Source organism: Mediterraneibacter gnavus ATCC 29149 (assembly GCF_008121495.1).
Lineage (GTDB): Bacteria > Bacillota > Clostridia > Lachnospirales > Lachnospiraceae > Mediterraneibacter > Mediterraneibacter gnavus.
In genome coordinates, this window is sequence record NZ_CP043051.1 from 2,065,001 (window position 1) to 2,081,589 (window position 16,589).

A 16,589-nucleotide genomic window follows, 5' to 3' on the forward strand; every position below is an offset into this window, starting at 1 on the left:
GGTGCACAATCTGAAGACGTGATGTGGGGCGTAAAGCCGGAAGTATGTGAGCTGGCTGCCAAGAAAAGCCGCTATTGTTTATGATATACCCGTACCGTAAACCGACACAGGTGGATGAGGAGAGAATCCTAAGGCCGACGGGAGAAGCATTGTTAAGGAACTCGGCAAAATGACTCCGTAACTTCGGGAGAAGGAGTGCCATGTAAAAGTGGCCGCAGAGAATTGGCCCAAGCAACTGTTTAGCAAAAACACAGGTCTATGCAAAACCGAAAGGTGAGGTATATGGGCTGACGCCTGCCCGGTGCTGGAAGGTTAAGGGGAGAGGTTAGTCGTAAGGCGAAGCTTTGAACTTAAGCCCCAGTAAACGGCGGCCGTAACTATAACGGTCCTAAGGTAGCGAAATTCCTTGTCGGGTAAGTTCCGACCCGCACGAAAGGCGTAATGATTTGGGCACTGTCTCAACAATGCACCCGGTGAAATTGAAATACCAGTGAAGATGCTGGTTACCTGCGCCAGGACGGAAAGACCCCATGGAGCTTTACTCCAGCTTGATACTGGGATTCGATATTGCATGTACAGGATAGGTGGGAGACTGAGAACTGATGACGCCAGTTGTCAGGGAGTCACTGTTGGGATACCACCCTTGTAGTATTGGATTTCTAACCAGCAGCCGTGAACCGGCTGGGGGACAATGTCAGGTGGGGAGTTTGACTGGGGCGGTCGCCTCCGAAAGGGTATCGGAGGCGCTCAAAGGTTCCCTCAGAATGGTTGGAAACCATTCGAAGAGTGCAAAGGCAGAAGGGAGCTTGACTGCGACACCGACGGGTGGAGCAGGTACGAAAGTAGGACTTAGTGATCCGGTGGTATAAAGTGGGATTGCCATCGCTCAACGGATAAAAGCTACCCTGGGGATAACAGGCTTATCACTCCCAAGAGTTCACATCGACGGAGTGGTTTGGCACCTCGATGTCGGCTCATCGCATCCTGGGGCTGAAGTAGGTCCCAAGGGTTGGGCTGTTCGCCCATTAAAGCGGTACGCGAGCTGGGTTCAGAACGTCGTGAGACAGTTCGGTCCCTATCCGGCGTGGGCGTAGGATATTTGAGAGGAGCTGCCCTTAGTACGAGAGGACCGGGGTGGACTGGCCGCTGGTGGATCTGTTGTATTACCAAATGCATAGCAGAGTAGCCAAGCCGGGACGGGATAAACGCTGAAGGCATCTAAGCGTGAAGCCCCCCTCAAGATGAGATATCCCATAACGTCAAGTTAGTAAGACCCCTTGAAGACGACGAGGTAGATAGGGCAGAGGTGGAAGTGCGGTAACGCATGGAGCTGACTGTTACTAATAGGTCGAGGGCATAACCAAGCAAGGTGATAGGAAAAGGATGATTCTTTGTATGCAGTTTTGAAGGTACAGGAAATACAGATGGAATGAGAGGCAGCACCGTATGGTGTTGTTTTTTTGTGTTGTTACTGTTTCTACGAATCTTTTGCTTTAAAATGACGAAATTTGGCGATAAGAAGACGGTGACTGGGATGTATATTAATGCTATAATGAAGAAAAATAAGAAAAGGAGTAGAGAACTTATGAAGAATATGGGGAAAAAGATACGCTACATAGCATTTTTTATCGGAGTATGTGTCTTGCTTGCAGGATGTGGGAAGAAATTTGATGCCAGTGGTTATACCAAGGCAGTTTTGGATGTAAGTTATAAAAACGAAATTCAGAAGTATGTAGAATTAACAGGGGCGGATGAAAAGGAAGCGGATAAAATATTTGAAGATAATCTTCAAAACAACATGGATATAATGCTACAAGAATTTTCCGGCTATGAATTGCCGGATGAGTTGGAAGAAAAGTATCGAAAGTTGTTTAGCGATATGATGAAGCAAGTAAAATATACAGTTGCAGAGGCAAAAGAAGTAGAAAATAAAAATTTCACGGTAGATGTAAAAGTAGAGCCTATGTTAATCTTTAATGATACCTATCAGGAGCTTCAGAAACAGACAGAAGATTATGCTACTCAGGTTAGTAATGAAGTGATGAATGGAGCATCCTTACCGTCTGAGACAGATATGCAGACACATGTTTTTGAAATTTATCATGATATTTTGCGGAATTATCTGGATCAGGGGATGAAATACGGGGATCCGGAGACGATTACAGTACATGTAAACAAGGATGATAAAAATGTATATACGATTGCTGATGAAGACATTTCTAAAATAGATGGGAAAGTGATGGCAATGGATGTAATTGAACAATAAAAACAGAGTGCACCTGACTTTTTGGGTGCACTGTTTGTTTGTAAATGATGTTAGAAATAAAATATTTTGAATTGTAGAAAAAATTCAAAAATTTTCTTGACAAACAGAGGAATAACAGGTATACTTAACGAGTATTCAAGAGATACACCATATAGGGGATTGGTCAAATGGTATGATAGGGGTCTCCAAAACCTTTGGTGGGAGTTCGATTCTCTCATCCCCTGTTTAAAAAGATCGTGAAAAGCCTTAGAAATGGAGGTTTTTACGGATCTCATCTATTACCGAGAATATAGAGGTAATCAAAAAGGTAATCAAACAAATGTTTGGTTACTTTTTTTCTGCTCAAAATCATTTCCTTGTCTGCTTATTTTCAGTAAACAGCGTTCCGCAGGATGCCCCGAGCGACGGTTCCTAACAGGGCGGCGGGTCGGCGGGGCAAGCGTCTTATGTCATGATAGTTGTTGTTACTCTAAATATATGAATTAGAAAATAATAAAAAAGCACCAAAACGGTGCTTAGAATATGCAAAATAATGCTTGCATTATTATATTTTTTATTTACTTTTTGTCGGATAAACCCAAGATATAGTCCGAGGAAACACCAAAATAAAGACAAAGTTTAATTAGAATTGAAATTGGTATTTCACGTTTTCCGTTTTCATATTGTGAGTAAGTATTTTGTGCAATGTTTAAGTAAGCACAAATATTTTTCTGTGTAAGATCACGATCTTCTCTTAATGCTTTGATTCTTTCCCAATATTCCATATATATTCTATACCTCATTTATAGAATATATTATCAAAATCTTAGTTTTATATTGTTTAATATCACAAAATGAGATATACTATACGCGAAGAATATCACAAAATGAGATAATACTAGGAGGAAAAAAGAATGAGGAAAAAAGTTGTTGTTGCGTTGGTAGCTGCTATGTCTTTGACGATTGCAGGAACTGGAACCGTATTTGCTATGAATAATTTTCATATGCATGGAGAAAATTGTGAATATTCCTTTTGGCGGATTAAACGAATTTTAGAGCAGGACTACGATTACAGACTGGAAAAAGTCGGGCAGGGATACAAAGCAAACCGCAGAGCAGGTTATACAGAACGCTATAATCTGATTAGAAATTCAGATAACAAGATTTTGTTAGAGTGGATCAAACTGGATGGACTACGAAAGGTCTTAGGCGAAGCAGGTTATCCATTGCATGATGAAAAATCCAGAAACAAAAAAGTTTCTGATAGTAGGAACAGAAAGGAGTAAAATCAATACGCCAAACGTATCGAATGTAGAGCTATGTAAAGTAAAGCAGTTCAAATTTTTCGGGCAGTAAGTTATTGATTTTAAAGCAGCGTATGAATTAGTAATAATATGCAAAAAGAAGAAGTTACAGAAGCAGAGTTGTTGAATTATATTAAAGAGAATGATAAAATCAAGCTAGATGAGATCCGTATAGAATATGAGATGAAAAAATATGAGGAATTATTAAGTAAACATTCATATGATATATGGAGAGGTAAAAATGGAAAATGGTATACTTATTTTCCAGATGAAGAAAAAGGGAGAGTTTTAAAGAAGAGGAATACAAGAGAAGAAATAGAAGACTTGATTATTGCATTTTACAAGGAGAAAGAGGAAAATCCAACGGTTGAAGAAGTGTTCAGACTATGGTTAAGTAAAAAGTTAGAATACAAAGAGATTCAAAAAGGAAGCGCAGACCGTTATGAAACAGATTTTGAAAGATTTCTTGTGAAAACGAATTTCTCTAAAAGACGAATGAAACAAATAGCTGCTGATGAGTTAGAAGATTTTATTAGATTGCAAGTTGCACAGAATGAATTGACCATGAAAGCATATTCTGGACTTAGAACAATTATCAGAGGTACTTGGATGTTTGCCAAAAAGAAAAAGTGGACAGATATATCTATATCACAATTTTTTGGAGATTTGGATATTTCAAGGAGAGCCTTTAAGAAAGTTGTTAAAGATGAGAAAAACGAGGTTTTTTCTGAAGATGAAATTCCAGTTATAGTAGACTATTTGAAAAAGAATGTTACTATTTGGAACTTAGGTGTTTTACTTGTGTTACAAACGGGAGTTCGTGTTGGAGAACTATCAGCATTAAAACCTTGTGACTGGGATGGCAAAAACATTTTAAGAGTTCGGCGTACAGAGATTCGGTATAAGAATGAAAAAGGGAAAAATGTTGTAGATGTGAGAGAGTTTGCAAAGACAGAAGCAGGCATGCGAGATATTATTCTTTCGGATGGTGGGATAGAAACATTGAAGAAAATTCTTGAATTGAATCCAGATGGGGAAAATCTTTTTGAAAATGAGTCTGGAAAACGTATTCGTGGAAATACTTTTAATAAACGATTAGACATAGTATTGAATAAAGTGGATTTGCATCATAGGTCTATCCATAAAGGTAGAAAAACATATGGTACAACACTAATAGATTCTGGTTGTGAGGATTCTTTAGTAATGAAGCAAATGGGGCATACTACAATAGAAACAAGTCGTAAATATTACTACTATTCAAATAAGACAAAGGCACATCAAATTGAACAGATCAAACGAGCGGTTAATATTTGAAAAGGTAATCAAAAAGTAATCAAAAGTAATCAAAAAACGTAAAGAAAGAAGAGAGAAAAAACTTGAAGAAATAAAGGAATTTAAGCGATTTTAATTCTAAAAAAGACAGGATTCGATTCTCTCATCCCCTGTTCTTAGGAAGTCGTGAAAAGTTCTAGAAATGGAAGATTTTACGGCTTTTATTTATTATCAAAAATATAGAGGTAATCAAAGTTCCTCTTGAACAGAACCAACGATAAAAAGTTTTGACTTTTTCTAAAACATGTGATAAAATTTATAAGGTTAAAATAAAGTGTGAATGATAAGTACATTTGCACTTTTTTTATGCCTTGAGAACAAAAGAGTGAAAGATACAAAAGAGAGGAGAAGAATTTTGCTTACGATTACAGATTATGTGAAAGCAAAGACTTTGGAAGAAGCTTACGAATTGAACCAGGCGAGAAACAGCCGTGTAATGGGCGGAATGATGTGGATGCGTCTTGGAAATGCGAGAGTAAAGACAGTAATCGATCTGTCAGAGCTTGGTCTTGATCAGATTGAAGAGACAGACCATGTATTTAAAATCGGGGCGATGTGTACTTTGAGACAGCTGGAGTTACATCAGGGATTACGTGAAATGTATGGCGACGGAATTGCAGAGTGTGTCCGCCACATTGTTGGAGTGCAGTTTCGAAATCAGGCGACAGTCGGCGGAAGTATATATGGAAGATTTGGATTTTCAGATGTACTGACGGCATTATTGGCTTTGGATACATTTGTGGAGTTATATAATGGAGGAATTATTCGACTTTCGGAATTTGTAAATCGTAAAAAAGATAAGGATCTTCTTCTCTCTATTATAATAAGAAAAAGCAAGCGTTCCTTCCGCTATGATTCAGTACGGCAAACCAAAACAGATTTTCCGGTGATTGCATGTTCTGTTGTCACTGGAATGGTCAACGGAGTAGAGTCCTGGTACTTTTCAGTGGGAGCAAGACCGATGAAAGCAGCACTGTTAGAAAAGCAGTGGGAGATTCCGGCAGATATTTCGGAAGAAGAAATCCGGGAATATGCAAAAATAGTAGCTTCAGAATTTGAGTATGGAACCAATATGAGAGGAAGTGCAAAGTATCGTCAGCATCTGGCAGAGGTACTGATCTTCAGAGAGATGCGTTCAATCATCACGGAGGGAAGAGCATGGAAGTAAGGTTTAAATTAAATGGAAAACAGGTATCGGCAGAAGTATCCGGAGATACCATACTTCTGGATGTATTGAGAAATTTAGGATGCTACAGTGTGAAATGTGGGTGCGAGACAACAAACTGCGGACTTTGTACAGTCTGGATCAATGGAAAATCCAGACTTTCCTGCTCGATTCTGGCAGCAGGGATCGAGGGGCAGGAAGTGACGACTCTGGAAGGGCTGAAAGAGGAAGCAGAAGAGTTCGGTGCATTTCTTGCACAGGAAGGTGCAGAACAGTGTGGATTCTGCTCTCCGGGATTTATTATGAATGTGCTGGCAATGGTGCGGGAGTTAGAAAATCCAACGATTGAAGAAATGAAAGAATATTTATCAGGAAATTTGTGCAGATGTACCGGATATATGGGACAGCTTCGGGCAATCCGGAAATATATGGCGGTGAAAAAGCAGAGTGAGAAAGAGAAGGAGGTGCAGGCATGGGGAACAGAGTGGTAAGTCAGGCCATTCCGAAAGTGGATTATAAGGCGCTGGTAACAGGAAAGGCAGTTTACACAGATGATCTGGCGGCAAAAGACAGTCTTGTTGTTAAAGTATTAAGGAGTCCTCATGCACATGCATTGATTCAGGATATCAATCTGACAAGGGCAGAACTGGTTCCGGATATTGAATGTATTCTGACATACAAAGATTGTCCGGACAAGCGGTTTACGATGGCGGGACAAACATATCCGGAGCCGAGTCCTTATGACAGACTGATCCTGGATCAGAGAGTCCGTTTTGTAGGAGATGCAGTTGCGATCGTTGCCGGACGGACAAAAGAAGCGGTAAATAAGGCGTTAAAATTGATCAAAGTAAAGTATGAGGTATTAGAGCCTGTACTTGATTTTCATAAAGCCAAAGACAATCCGATTCTGGTGCATCCGGAAGAAAACTGGAAGAGTCTGTGTCCGGTAGGGGCAGACAACAAGCGAAATCTCTGTGCACATGACAGCTGTGAAGAGGGAGATATAGAAGCGGTTCTGGCAAACTGTGAGTATATCATTGATCAGGTGTATCATACAAAGGCAAACCAGCAGGCAATGATGGAAACATTCAGAACATATACATATCTGGATACGTATGGAAGATTGAATGTCCTTTCGTCCACACAGGTTCCGTTCCATGTACGGCGGATTCTTGCAAATGCATTGGATATTCCAAAGTCGAAGATTCGTGTGATCAAGCCAAGGATCGGAGGCGGTTTCGGGGCAAAACAGTCTGTTGTCTCAGAAGTTTATCCGGCACTGGTAACATGGAAAACGGGAAAACCGGCAAAGATGATTTTTACAAGAGAAGAATCTATGATTGCATCCTCTCCGCGGCATGAGATGGAGGTTCATGTCCGTCTTGGAGCTGATAAAGACGGAATTATTCAGGGAATAGATGTCTATACGCTTTCCAATACAGGAGCGTTTGGGGAACACGGACCGACAACAGTTGGACTTTCCGGTCACAAATCGATTCCTCTGTACGGGAAGGCGAAAGCATTCCGTTTTGCTTATGACGTGGTATACACGAATGTAATGTCAGCCGGTGCTTATCGTGGATATGGTGCAACACAGGGCTTGTTTGCAGTAGAGTCTGCAGTCAATGAGCTGGCAGAAAAAATGAATATGGATCCGGTCACGCTGCGTGAGAAAAATATGGTTCGTCAGGGGCAGGTAATGCCTGCATATTACGGGGAGACGGCAAACAGCTGTGCCCTGGATAAGTGTATGGAAAAGGCAAAAGAAATGATGAAATGGGATGAAAAATTCCCGAGCCGTGATATGGGAAATGGAAAAGTCAGAGGTGTCGGTGTGGCAATGGCAATGCAGGGCTCAGGTATTTCCGCTGTAGATACAGCATCTGTTGGAATTAAAGTGAACGATGATGGATTCTACAGTCTCTTGATTGGTGCTTCAGATATGGGAACAGGGTGTGACACGATTTTGTCACAGATGGCAGCAGAATGTCTGGACTGTGAGATGGATGAGATTATTGTGCATGGAGTGGATACAGATTCTTCTCCTTATGATACAGGTTCCTATGCATCAAGTACTACATATGTGACAGGAATGGCAGTCGTACGTACCTGTGAAACACTAAAAGACAAACTTTGCGAAAAAGGTGCACAGTACCTGGGATGTGATGTGGACGATGTGGATTTTGACGGACAGTGTGTTGTGAATATCAAAACAGGTACATCCATTTCGAGAGCGGAAATCGGAAACCGTGTGATGTGCAACAATGAAGAGGCGCTCTATGCCAGTGAGGCATACAGCTCACCGATTTCACCGCCGCCGTTTATGGTTGGAATGGCGGAAGTGGAGATTGACAAAGAAACCGGAGAACTGGAATTGATTGATTATGTGGCAGTAGTAGATTGTGGAACGGTAGTGAATCCAAGTCTGGCGAGAGTACAGACAGAGGGAGGACTTGCGCAGGGAATCGGAATGGCCATGTATGAAGATGTCATCTATAATGCAAAAGGAAAAAATTACAGCAATTCCTTTATGCAGTATAAAATCCCAAGCCGTCTGGATGTGGGCAATATCCGGGTGGAATTTGAAAGCAGCTACGAGCCGACAGGCCCGTTTGGAGCGAAATCGATAGGCGAGATTGTGATCAATACGCCGTCCCCTGCGATTGCAAGTGCAGTCAGCCATGCGGTCGGAGTAAAAGTGAGAGAACTTCCGATCACCGCAGAAAAAGTATTCTGGGGGATGCAGGAAGAAGATTAAGAAAAATCTCCATATCCGATGAAAATCGGATGTGGAGATTTTTTTAGAAAGTGACTTTGTGAAAGAGTAACAAAAACGAGAAAAATAGAAAAAACAGCTGTACTGCTCTACAGAAGCATGTTATAATCATCTACATCAATAAGAACAAATCTGGTAAATTCTTATTCTTATTAATCTGCATACATTTCTTAATGTTGTAAAAATCTCAGTCAAATAAACAATGCATTGCTTATGAAAATATGTTTCCAAAAAACAATATAAAAATAAAAGAAGGAGTTTATTGTATGGGTATGACAAATGAACAATTGCTGCAGTCTATCACTACGGTTATTGTAGACCGTTTTGATATGCTGGATGGAAGAATCGAGAGGTTGGAACAGCGGGTAGATAAAATGGACACCGAGTTCCGACAGAAATTTGAACAAATAGATCAGAAGTTTGAACAAATAGATCAGAAGTTTGAACAGATAGGCCAGAAATTCGAACAGATAGACCGGAAGTTCGAGCAGATAGACCGGAAGTTCGAGCAGATAGATCAGAAGTTCGAACAGATAGACCGGAAGTTCGAACAGATAGACCAGAAGTTTGAACAGATAGACCGGAAGTTTGAGCAAATAGATCAGAAGTTTGATCAGATGGATCGAAAGTTGGAACAAATAGATCAGAAGTTCGAACAGATAGATCGAAGATTAGAGGATATGAACCAAAGACTAGAGGGTACGAATCGAAGATTAGATTGTGTGGAGCAAAAATTAAAGGATATGGAGCATACGATCATAGAAGTGGAAAGCAATGTCCTGTCAGAATTGGATACAGTGCAGGAACATGCGAACAATCGATCTGAGCGTATTGAAAACCGTTTGGTGTGTCTTGAACGCAATGGCAATAGTGCGCCAGATTGCGCACTTGCTTTGCGGACAGAAAAGTTGGAAGAGCGAGTAGAAGCTTTAGAACGAAAGGTATCATGAGGATAAGTTTATTTGCTGTCCTGTTTCTGATAAGCAATTCGGCTTGATCCATCTTCTGTCAGGATGGTTCCGCATTTTTTGAAATCCAGTTTAGCGAGAAGACTCTGCATGACGAGATTATCCTGATGGGTGTCAATTTTCAGATTGTGACATTGTGAGAATGCCCAGCTTAAACAAAAAGAAGCTGCACCTTTTACTGTACCGTCAGAAGCAATTCGGTGAACGACTCCGTAAGGTGCGTCATTTAACCAGTTCCCGTCGTAGATTGTGGTATAAGTGACATCATTTTCAAATGCATAGTAAAAAACAGCAATAACGCGATTGTTTTCTTCGCAGACATAGGCGTTGCCCATCCGGATATCATGTTCTATCATATCAACAGGAGGATATGTGGTTCCCCATTGAGTCGGATTTCCATGAGACGCCATAAAAGAACGGGCATGTTCATAAATGCGAAGGATAGAATCTAAATCTTTTAAAGTAGCAATTCTGATTTTCATAAGTGCAATTTCCTTTCCCTGATATATTAGATTTTATTGTAAGTGATAAGAAGAAAAAATGCAAATTGAAGAAAAAAATAGGGGGGGGGGGGAAATGATGGTAGAAGCTGGAGAATGTGAAAAAAATATGGAAAAATTTTGAATAAAATGGATGTAAAGTGTTGACAAACTGTGCTAAGAGGAATACCATGATAATACCAAATAGAGGGATTATTAGGCTTACCAAGCCTAAGTTTATACACGTTTGGGAGTATAAATATAGGCACGACTAGAATTTGTAGCTTAGAAAATGAAAGGGAAAAGTCGTAATTGTACTGTTGGGGTAAAACTTATTAATTAAGAGCTATAAATGAGCAAATTTGAAAAATTGCACAAAACTACACTGCGAATTTCATAAATGAATCAAAATCATTACTTTCCTTTGCGCATTGAAAAAGATAACGATACTTTTCCAGCTGAATGGTATCACAGATTTCGTGATATCCAGTTTCAAACGAACAGAACCTACCAGTACCCACTGCACACATGAAATGTGCCAGTGACATAAGCAGCCAGTACCTTTTGATTCCCTGTGCAGAGCGTATCTGATAGCCGTCCAGTGCCAGTTTATCCTTACACTGGCGGAAAAATACTTCAATCGGCCATCGACACACATACCAGGAAAGAATCTCCTGTGTAGACAGGGCTGCGTTTGTACTGATGAAAGCACGCAATGCTTTGGGATTACCAAATGCTTTTTCCGGATAACTCAAAAGAACTACCGCATTTTCTATGCCGTTGAGGTTTCCCTCGTACCGGTACACATAATAGTTTCGTTTTTTGACTGTCACAAGGTCAAATTCACGATGTGTAACAGACAATTCGGCGGCCAGTTCACGAAGTTTCTTCTTCATTCCCGATGGATACAGCAAACGGTTTGTTTTCAAAGCACCGATGGTATGGAACCCTCTCTGTGCAAAGGTATTGATTATCTTTTCAGAAACATACCAGCAGTTACAAAGAAAATAGGACATTACCGGTGGAACAGGCAGCTCCTTTGCAATGCTTTGTACAATGTCAATCTTGGAAATGGAGTTATTGTACATTACAAAAGCATAGTTCAGAACAATGCCATTGCAGGAAAGCATAACAGCAACTGCCTGATGCCCGTAATCCTGTTTTCCCTTTAAATGGGATTGGTGAAAATACGCATCTTCAATCGGATGTAAAGCCTGTGACGAAGGCTTTGTCTTTGAAGCGATCGTATCGTCCACAATACAGAGAACAGACTTTCCGGTGCGTGCTGCTTCTGAATAAATAATCTCAATGACAGAGCATTTTAACGTATCTGAAAGTAATGAATCATCCCATTTTCCGGAATTGAGGAAATGGGCAATCGTAGTTCTGTGGCAGGAACTGTTTTTAGCAAAGTCCGTGGTTTTTCCATGGTATCCTGAAATAAATATGCTAATCAGGATGCTCATGAGGTGGTTCATCACTCGATTTGAATAAAATTTGCATAAATTTAATTTCTTAAACTGGTTGTATATGAATGAGGAATGATGTATAGTATTTGCGAGGGACACCTTCTTTCGTAAATGTTGCAAATGTTTGTTTTGGCACTTTCATTATACAACACACGGAATCGAGGTGTCTTTCTTTTATGCAAAATCACGAACTTGCTCATTTATAGTTAAGAGAATGTTTAGGAGGAAAGAAACATGTATAGGAAAAAGTTAATGCGCGCATGCTTAACAGGACTTATGGTTGTGACTGTTGCAACAGCAAATGTAGCGCCAGTATTTGCAGCTGAAGCACCAGCAGAAGAGACAGTACAGGAACCAGGCGCAGGAGCAGTAGGAGCAGATGTAACAGTTAAATTTGTAGATGAGAGAGGCAATGTAATTGACGAGAAAAACCTTAGCTTCGATGAAGGCATTTACAATTATGAGATGTTGGATCAGTATCTTCCAGCTGGATATGAAAGAAAATCAATGGGAGATTTCCATGCGTTACAGGGTGCTGTGATTGAAGTTAGAGTTATGCAGAAAGCACCTGTAGAAGAAGTACAGAATGTAAAGATCAATTACTACGATGAAGCAGCTGGAAAACAGGTAGCAGAAGTGCCGGTACAGGTGTCCAGCAATGCATCAGTAGTAGATATGGCGATTCTGACAAGATATCTTCCAGCAGGATATACACTTGAAGGCTCTGATTGTGAAATTAGAGGAGGATATGTATATGTATCCGTAGCGCCAGCAGAAGAAGTACAGAATGTAAAAATCAATTACTATGATGAAGCAGCAAAGAAACAGGTAGCAGAAGTACCGGTACAGGTATCAATTGATACATCATATGTAGATATGGCAATCCTGACAAGATACCTGCCAGAAGGATATACACTTGAAGGTTCTGATTGTATCATCAGAGACGGATATGTATATGTATCCGTAGCGCCAGCAGAAGAAGTACAGAATGTAAAAATCAATTACTATGATGAAGCAGCAAAGAAACAGGTAGCAGAAGTACCGGTACAGGTATCAATTGATACATCATATGTAGATATGGCAATCCTGACAAGATATCTTCCAAAAGGATATACAATCGAAGGTACAGACTGTATCATCAGAGACGGATATGTATATGTATCCGTAGCACCAGCAGAAGAAGTACAGAATGTAAAGATCAATTACTATGATGAGGATGCTGAGAAACAGGTAGCAGAAGTACCGGTACAGGTGTCAATTGATACATCATGCGTAAACATGGCAATTCTGACAAGATATATGCCGGAAGGATATGCATTGGTAAGTTCAGACTGCATCATTAGAGATGGATACGTATATGTTTCTGTAAAGAAAGATGTAGAGATCAGAGAAGCAGTGCTTCACATTACATTTGAAACTCCGAACGGAGAAGTTGTTACAACAGAAACAGTAACAGCAGAAGGCGCTGATGGAGAAGACGCGGTATTCAGACTTGGTGTAGACTTCAATCTTCCAACAGGATACAAGCTGTCCAACGACAGAGATCAGGTAACAGAAATCACAATTCCATTTGGATCCACAGGCGGACATACAATGGTTGTAGAAAAAGGTGACCTTTCTTCCATCGTAAAAATCCAGTTTGTAGATGCTGAGAATAATGATGAAGTGGTAGCAGGTGGAGATTACTTTGTTGATGGTGATGGAGACGGAATCTTCCACACAAGAGAGATCACAGAGTGGGTACCGGAAGGATATGAGTTACAGGAAGTTGGAGATTTCCAGGTAGAGCTGTACAAAGAGACACCATTACAGCTGAGCGTAACAAAGATCAAAGAGGATAAACCGGAAACTCCGGATCCAGAGGAGCCAAATAAACCAGAAGATCCTGACAAAGAAGACACAAATAATAAAGACGACAAAAAAGAGGATACTAAGAAAGAAGATAAGAAGAAAAATTCTCCAAAGACCGGAGATGAGACAAGTGCAGCAGCTGCAGCATTACCGGCAGGTGTCAGTCTTGCAGCAATCCTTGCAGTATTAGTAAAAAAATTCAAATAATCTGAAAAACGAATAGACAGTTTTCAATTATAAGAAATGAGAATATTGCCAAAAATGCAGTGCGTTTTTGGCAATATTTTTCTATACGAGAGGAATGAATATACAATGAAAAAGTATATGAAGATTTTGACAATTATATGTATAGTAGGGATTTGCATGTGTGGATGTAGTAAGAATAAGCCGGAAGAAGCAACTCCATTAACGATATACGAGCAATTGAAGATTACAGATAAATCACTTTCAGAAGCTGATACCGGAGTGATTCAAGAAGGAATTACAAATTGGGTAAAATCTTTTTTAGCAATTAGCAGTGATACAAGAGATAAAGAAGCGATAAATAAAGGTTTATATCAGAGTATTGCCAATAAAGAACAGAAAGAAAAACTGAAACAAGATAGAGAATCATTTTATAAAGACAGTGTAGTCATAATAGAAGATGTGTCTCCAGAAATTAAAAGTACAAAAAAAGCAACATACAATGAGAAAGAAGTTGCTGTTGTTGATTGCAAGACTACTGTAAGAGGAATGAGAAATGACCAGGCATTTGAAAAGATATATACTATGCAGATGGTAGTCAATTATCAGACAAATGTTGTATCAGTGTATGAGGTTGAGGATATTACGTGGGAATAAGAAATACCGGTAAAGGGATATCAGTTTTGGAGAGATATCAGGTTACCGGTATTTTTTTATGACAAAGAATATAAAAAATACAGCAATTTTTCATAGAATATTGGAAAGTATTGACAAAAAAAAGATTCGAATATACACTAGAAGTGTTTAGGTAGCAAACGTTACGGAAATTTGAAATGGTTTGTTATTTAAGGGGAAACTAAAAGTTATAATAGGAGGAAAGTAGTATGTACAGGAAAAAATTAATGCGCGTATGCCTGACGGGTGTTATGGTTGTTTCAATTGCAACAGCGAACGTTGCACCAGTGTTTGCAGCAGAGCCAGTGGAAAAGGTGGAGACGGAGAGCGATAGTTGGGATAGTATTTCTGGTGAAATTAATTTTAGAGATACAGACAACAATGAATCTATCTTTGTGCAATTTAACAATGAAAAAGTGGAGGATTATCGTTGGGGTGATGATCCGAAAGATACATATGAAGTATTGCCGGCAGAAACTGTGAAAAAATATCTTCCAGAAGGATATGAATTGGTAGAAGGTATCTATTCGGTAGCAGGTGGAGAGACACAGGATTCTTATTTTGTATATGCCGAGGTAAAGAAAGTACTTGTCGAAGAAACACAGGATGTGAAAATCAATTATTATGATGAAGCAGCTGGAAAACAGGTAGCAGAAGTGCCGGTACAGGTATCAATTGATACATCGTGTGTAAATATGGCAATCCTGACAAGATACCTGCCAGAAGGATATACACTTGAAGGTTCTGATTGTATCATCAGAGACGGATATGTATATGTATCCGTAGCGCCAGCAGAAGAAGTACAGAATGTAAAAATCAATTACTATGATGAAGCAGCAAAGAAACAGGTAGCAGAAGTACCGGTACAGGTATCAATTGATACATCGTGTGTAAATATGGCAATCCTGACAAGATACCTGCCAGAAGGATATACACTTGAAGGTTCTGATTGTATCATCAGAGACGGATATGTATATGTATCCGTAGCGCCAGCAGAAGAAGTACAGAATGTAAAAATCAATTACTATGATGAAGCAGCAAAGAAACAGGTAGCAGAAGTACCGGTACAGGTATCAATTGATACATCATGTGTAAATATGGCAATCCTGACAAGATATCTTCCAGAAGGATATACAATCGAAGGTACAGACTGTATCATCAGAGACGGATATGTATATGTATCCGTAGCACCAGCAGAAGAAGTACAGAATGTAAAGATCAATTACTATGATGAGGATGCTGAGAAACAGGTAGCAGAAGTACCGGTACAGGTGTCAATTGATACATCATGCGTAAACATGGCAATTCTGACAAGATATATGCCGGAAGGATATGCATTGGTAAGTTCAGACTGCATCATTAGAGATGGATACGTATATGTTTCTGTAAAGAAAGATGTAGAGATCAGAGAAGCAGTGCTTCACATTACATTTGAAACTCCGAACGGAGAAGTTGTTACAACAGAAACAGTAACAGCAGAAGGCGCTGATGGAGAAGACGCGGTATTCAGACTTGGTGTAGACTTCAATCTTCCAACAGGATACAAGCTGTCCAACGACAGAGATCAGGTAACAGAAATCACAATTCCATTTGGATCCACAGGCGGACATACAATGGTTGTAGAAAAAGGTGACCTTTCTTCCATCGTAAAAATCCAGTTTGTAGATGCTGAGAATAATGATGAAGTAGTAGCAGGCGGAGATTACTTTGTTGATGGTGATGGAGACGGAATCTTCCACACAAGAGAGATCACAGAGTGGGTACCGGAAGGATATGAGTTACAGGAAGTTGGAGATTTCCAGGTAGAGCTGTACAAAGAGACACCATTACAGCTGAGCGTAACAAAGATCAAAGAGGATAAACCGGAAACTCCGGATCCAGAGGAGCCAAATAAACCAGAGAAACCAGAAGATCCTGACAAAGAAGACACAAATAATAAAGACGACAAAAAAGAGGATACTAAGAAAGAAGATAAGAAGAAAAATTCTCCAAAGACCGGAGATGAGACAAGTGCAGCAGCTGCAGCATTACCGGCAGGTGTCAGTCTTGCAGCAATCCTTGCAGTATTAGTAAAAAAATTCAAATAATCTGAAAAACGAATAGACGGTTTTCGGTTATAAGAAATGAGAATATTGCCAAAAA

13 protein-coding genes, 1 tRNA gene and 1 rRNA gene (1 of these 15 cut by a window edge) are annotated in these 16,589 nt (G+C 39.9%); 12 read left to right on the top strand and 3 right to left on the bottom strand.

Annotated elements, in window-relative coordinates; all coding sequences use genetic code 11:
* From FXV78_RS10045 to FXV78_RS10055, 3 genes are all read left to right on the top strand, one after another.
* Positions 1–1,364, top strand: a 23S ribosomal RNA gene (locus FXV78_RS10045) (it extends 1,528 nt beyond the left edge of the window).
* A gap of 221 nt (positions 1,365–1,585) precedes the next feature.
* Positions 1,586–2,266 (top strand): hypothetical protein, encoded by a 681-nt coding sequence (locus FXV78_RS10050; RefSeq protein WP_009245909.1) that lies wholly within the window; start codon positions 1,586–1,588, stop codon positions 2,264–2,266.
* Positions 2,267–2,419: 153 nt separating this feature from the next.
* Positions 2,420–2,490, top strand: a tRNA-Trp gene (locus FXV78_RS10055).
* Positions 2,491–2,823: 333 nt separating this feature from the next.
* Here FXV78_RS10055 and FXV78_RS10060 read toward each other — a convergent pair.
* On the bottom strand, positions 2,824–3,048 hold the full coding sequence (locus FXV78_RS10060; protein ID WP_039960243.1) for a helix-turn-helix domain-containing protein: 225 nt from the start codon (positions 3,046–3,048) through the stop codon (positions 2,824–2,826).
* Positions 3,049–3,159: 111 nt separating this feature from the next.
* Here FXV78_RS10060 and FXV78_RS10065 point away from each other — a divergent pair, with 111 nt between their 5' ends.
* From FXV78_RS10065 to FXV78_RS10090, 6 genes are all read left to right on the top strand, one after another.
* Complete coding sequence (locus tag FXV78_RS10065) at positions 3,160–3,531, top strand: hypothetical protein (protein WP_004844860.1); 372 nt, start codon at positions 3,160–3,162, stop codon at positions 3,529–3,531.
* Positions 3,532–3,639: 108 nt separating this feature from the next.
* Positions 3,640–4,863 (top strand): tyrosine-type recombinase/integrase, encoded by a 1,224-nt coding sequence (locus tag FXV78_RS10070; RefSeq protein ID WP_004844859.1) that lies wholly within the window; start codon positions 3,640–3,642, stop codon positions 4,861–4,863.
* A 373-nt stretch (positions 4,864–5,236) separates the two neighbouring features.
* A complete protein-coding gene (locus FXV78_RS10075; RefSeq protein WP_009245908.1) occupies positions 5,237–6,049 on the top strand; it encodes an FAD binding domain-containing protein in 813 nt (270 codons plus the stop codon).
* Positions 6,040–6,537, top strand: coding sequence for a (2Fe-2S)-binding protein (locus FXV78_RS10080; protein WP_004844857.1), 498 nt, complete (start codon positions 6,040–6,042; stop codon positions 6,535–6,537). The genes FXV78_RS10075 and FXV78_RS10080 overlap by 10 nt, the downstream gene beginning before the upstream one ends.
* On the top strand, positions 6,519–8,804 hold the full coding sequence (locus FXV78_RS10085) for a xanthine dehydrogenase family protein molybdopterin-binding subunit (RefSeq protein ID WP_004844856.1): 2,286 nt from the start codon (positions 6,519–6,521) through the stop codon (positions 8,802–8,804). The genes FXV78_RS10080 and FXV78_RS10085 overlap by 19 nt, the downstream gene beginning before the upstream one ends.
* A gap of 284 nt (positions 8,805–9,088) precedes the next feature.
* Entirely contained in the window at positions 9,089–9,772 is a 684-nt protein-coding gene (locus FXV78_RS10090) for a hypothetical protein (RefSeq protein ID WP_039960239.1), read from the top strand.
* An 8-nt stretch (positions 9,773–9,780) separates the two neighbouring features.
* On the opposite strand, the gene FXV78_RS10095 is transcribed toward FXV78_RS10090, so the two are convergent.
* Together FXV78_RS10095 and FXV78_RS10100 are read right to left on the bottom strand one after the other, a co-directional pair.
* Positions 9,781–10,272 (bottom strand): GNAT family N-acetyltransferase, encoded by a 492-nt coding sequence (locus tag FXV78_RS10095; RefSeq protein ID WP_004844854.1) that lies wholly within the window; start codon positions 10,270–10,272, stop codon positions 9,781–9,783.
* A 377-nt stretch (positions 10,273–10,649) separates the two neighbouring features.
* Positions 10,650–11,735 (bottom strand): transposase, encoded by a 1,086-nt coding sequence (locus FXV78_RS10100; RefSeq protein ID WP_105084810.1) that lies wholly within the window; start codon positions 11,733–11,735, stop codon positions 10,650–10,652.
* A 237-nt stretch (positions 11,736–11,972) separates the two neighbouring features.
* Between FXV78_RS10100 and FXV78_RS10105 the strand changes: the two genes are divergently transcribed.
* The 3 genes from FXV78_RS10105 (at position 11,973) to FXV78_RS10115 (ending at position 16,534) form a co-directional block, all read left to right on the top strand.
* Positions 11,973–13,796 carry a hypothetical protein gene (locus FXV78_RS10105; RefSeq protein WP_105084811.1) on the top strand — a complete coding sequence of 608 codons (1,824 nt, stop codon included), beginning with the start codon at positions 11,973–11,975 and terminating at the stop codon, positions 13,794–13,796.
* Positions 13,797–13,901: 105 nt separating this feature from the next.
* Positions 13,902–14,429, top strand: coding sequence for a hypothetical protein (locus FXV78_RS10110; RefSeq protein WP_044950041.1), 528 nt, complete (start codon positions 13,902–13,904; stop codon positions 14,427–14,429).
* Between the two features lie 227 nt (positions 14,430–14,656).
* The gene (locus FXV78_RS10115; protein ID WP_105084812.1) at positions 14,657–16,534 is read left to right on the top strand and encodes a hypothetical protein; all 1,878 of its coding nucleotides are present in this window, start codon (positions 14,657–14,659) and stop codon (positions 16,532–16,534) included.
* The last annotated feature ends 55 nt before the right edge of the window (positions 16,535–16,589 follow it).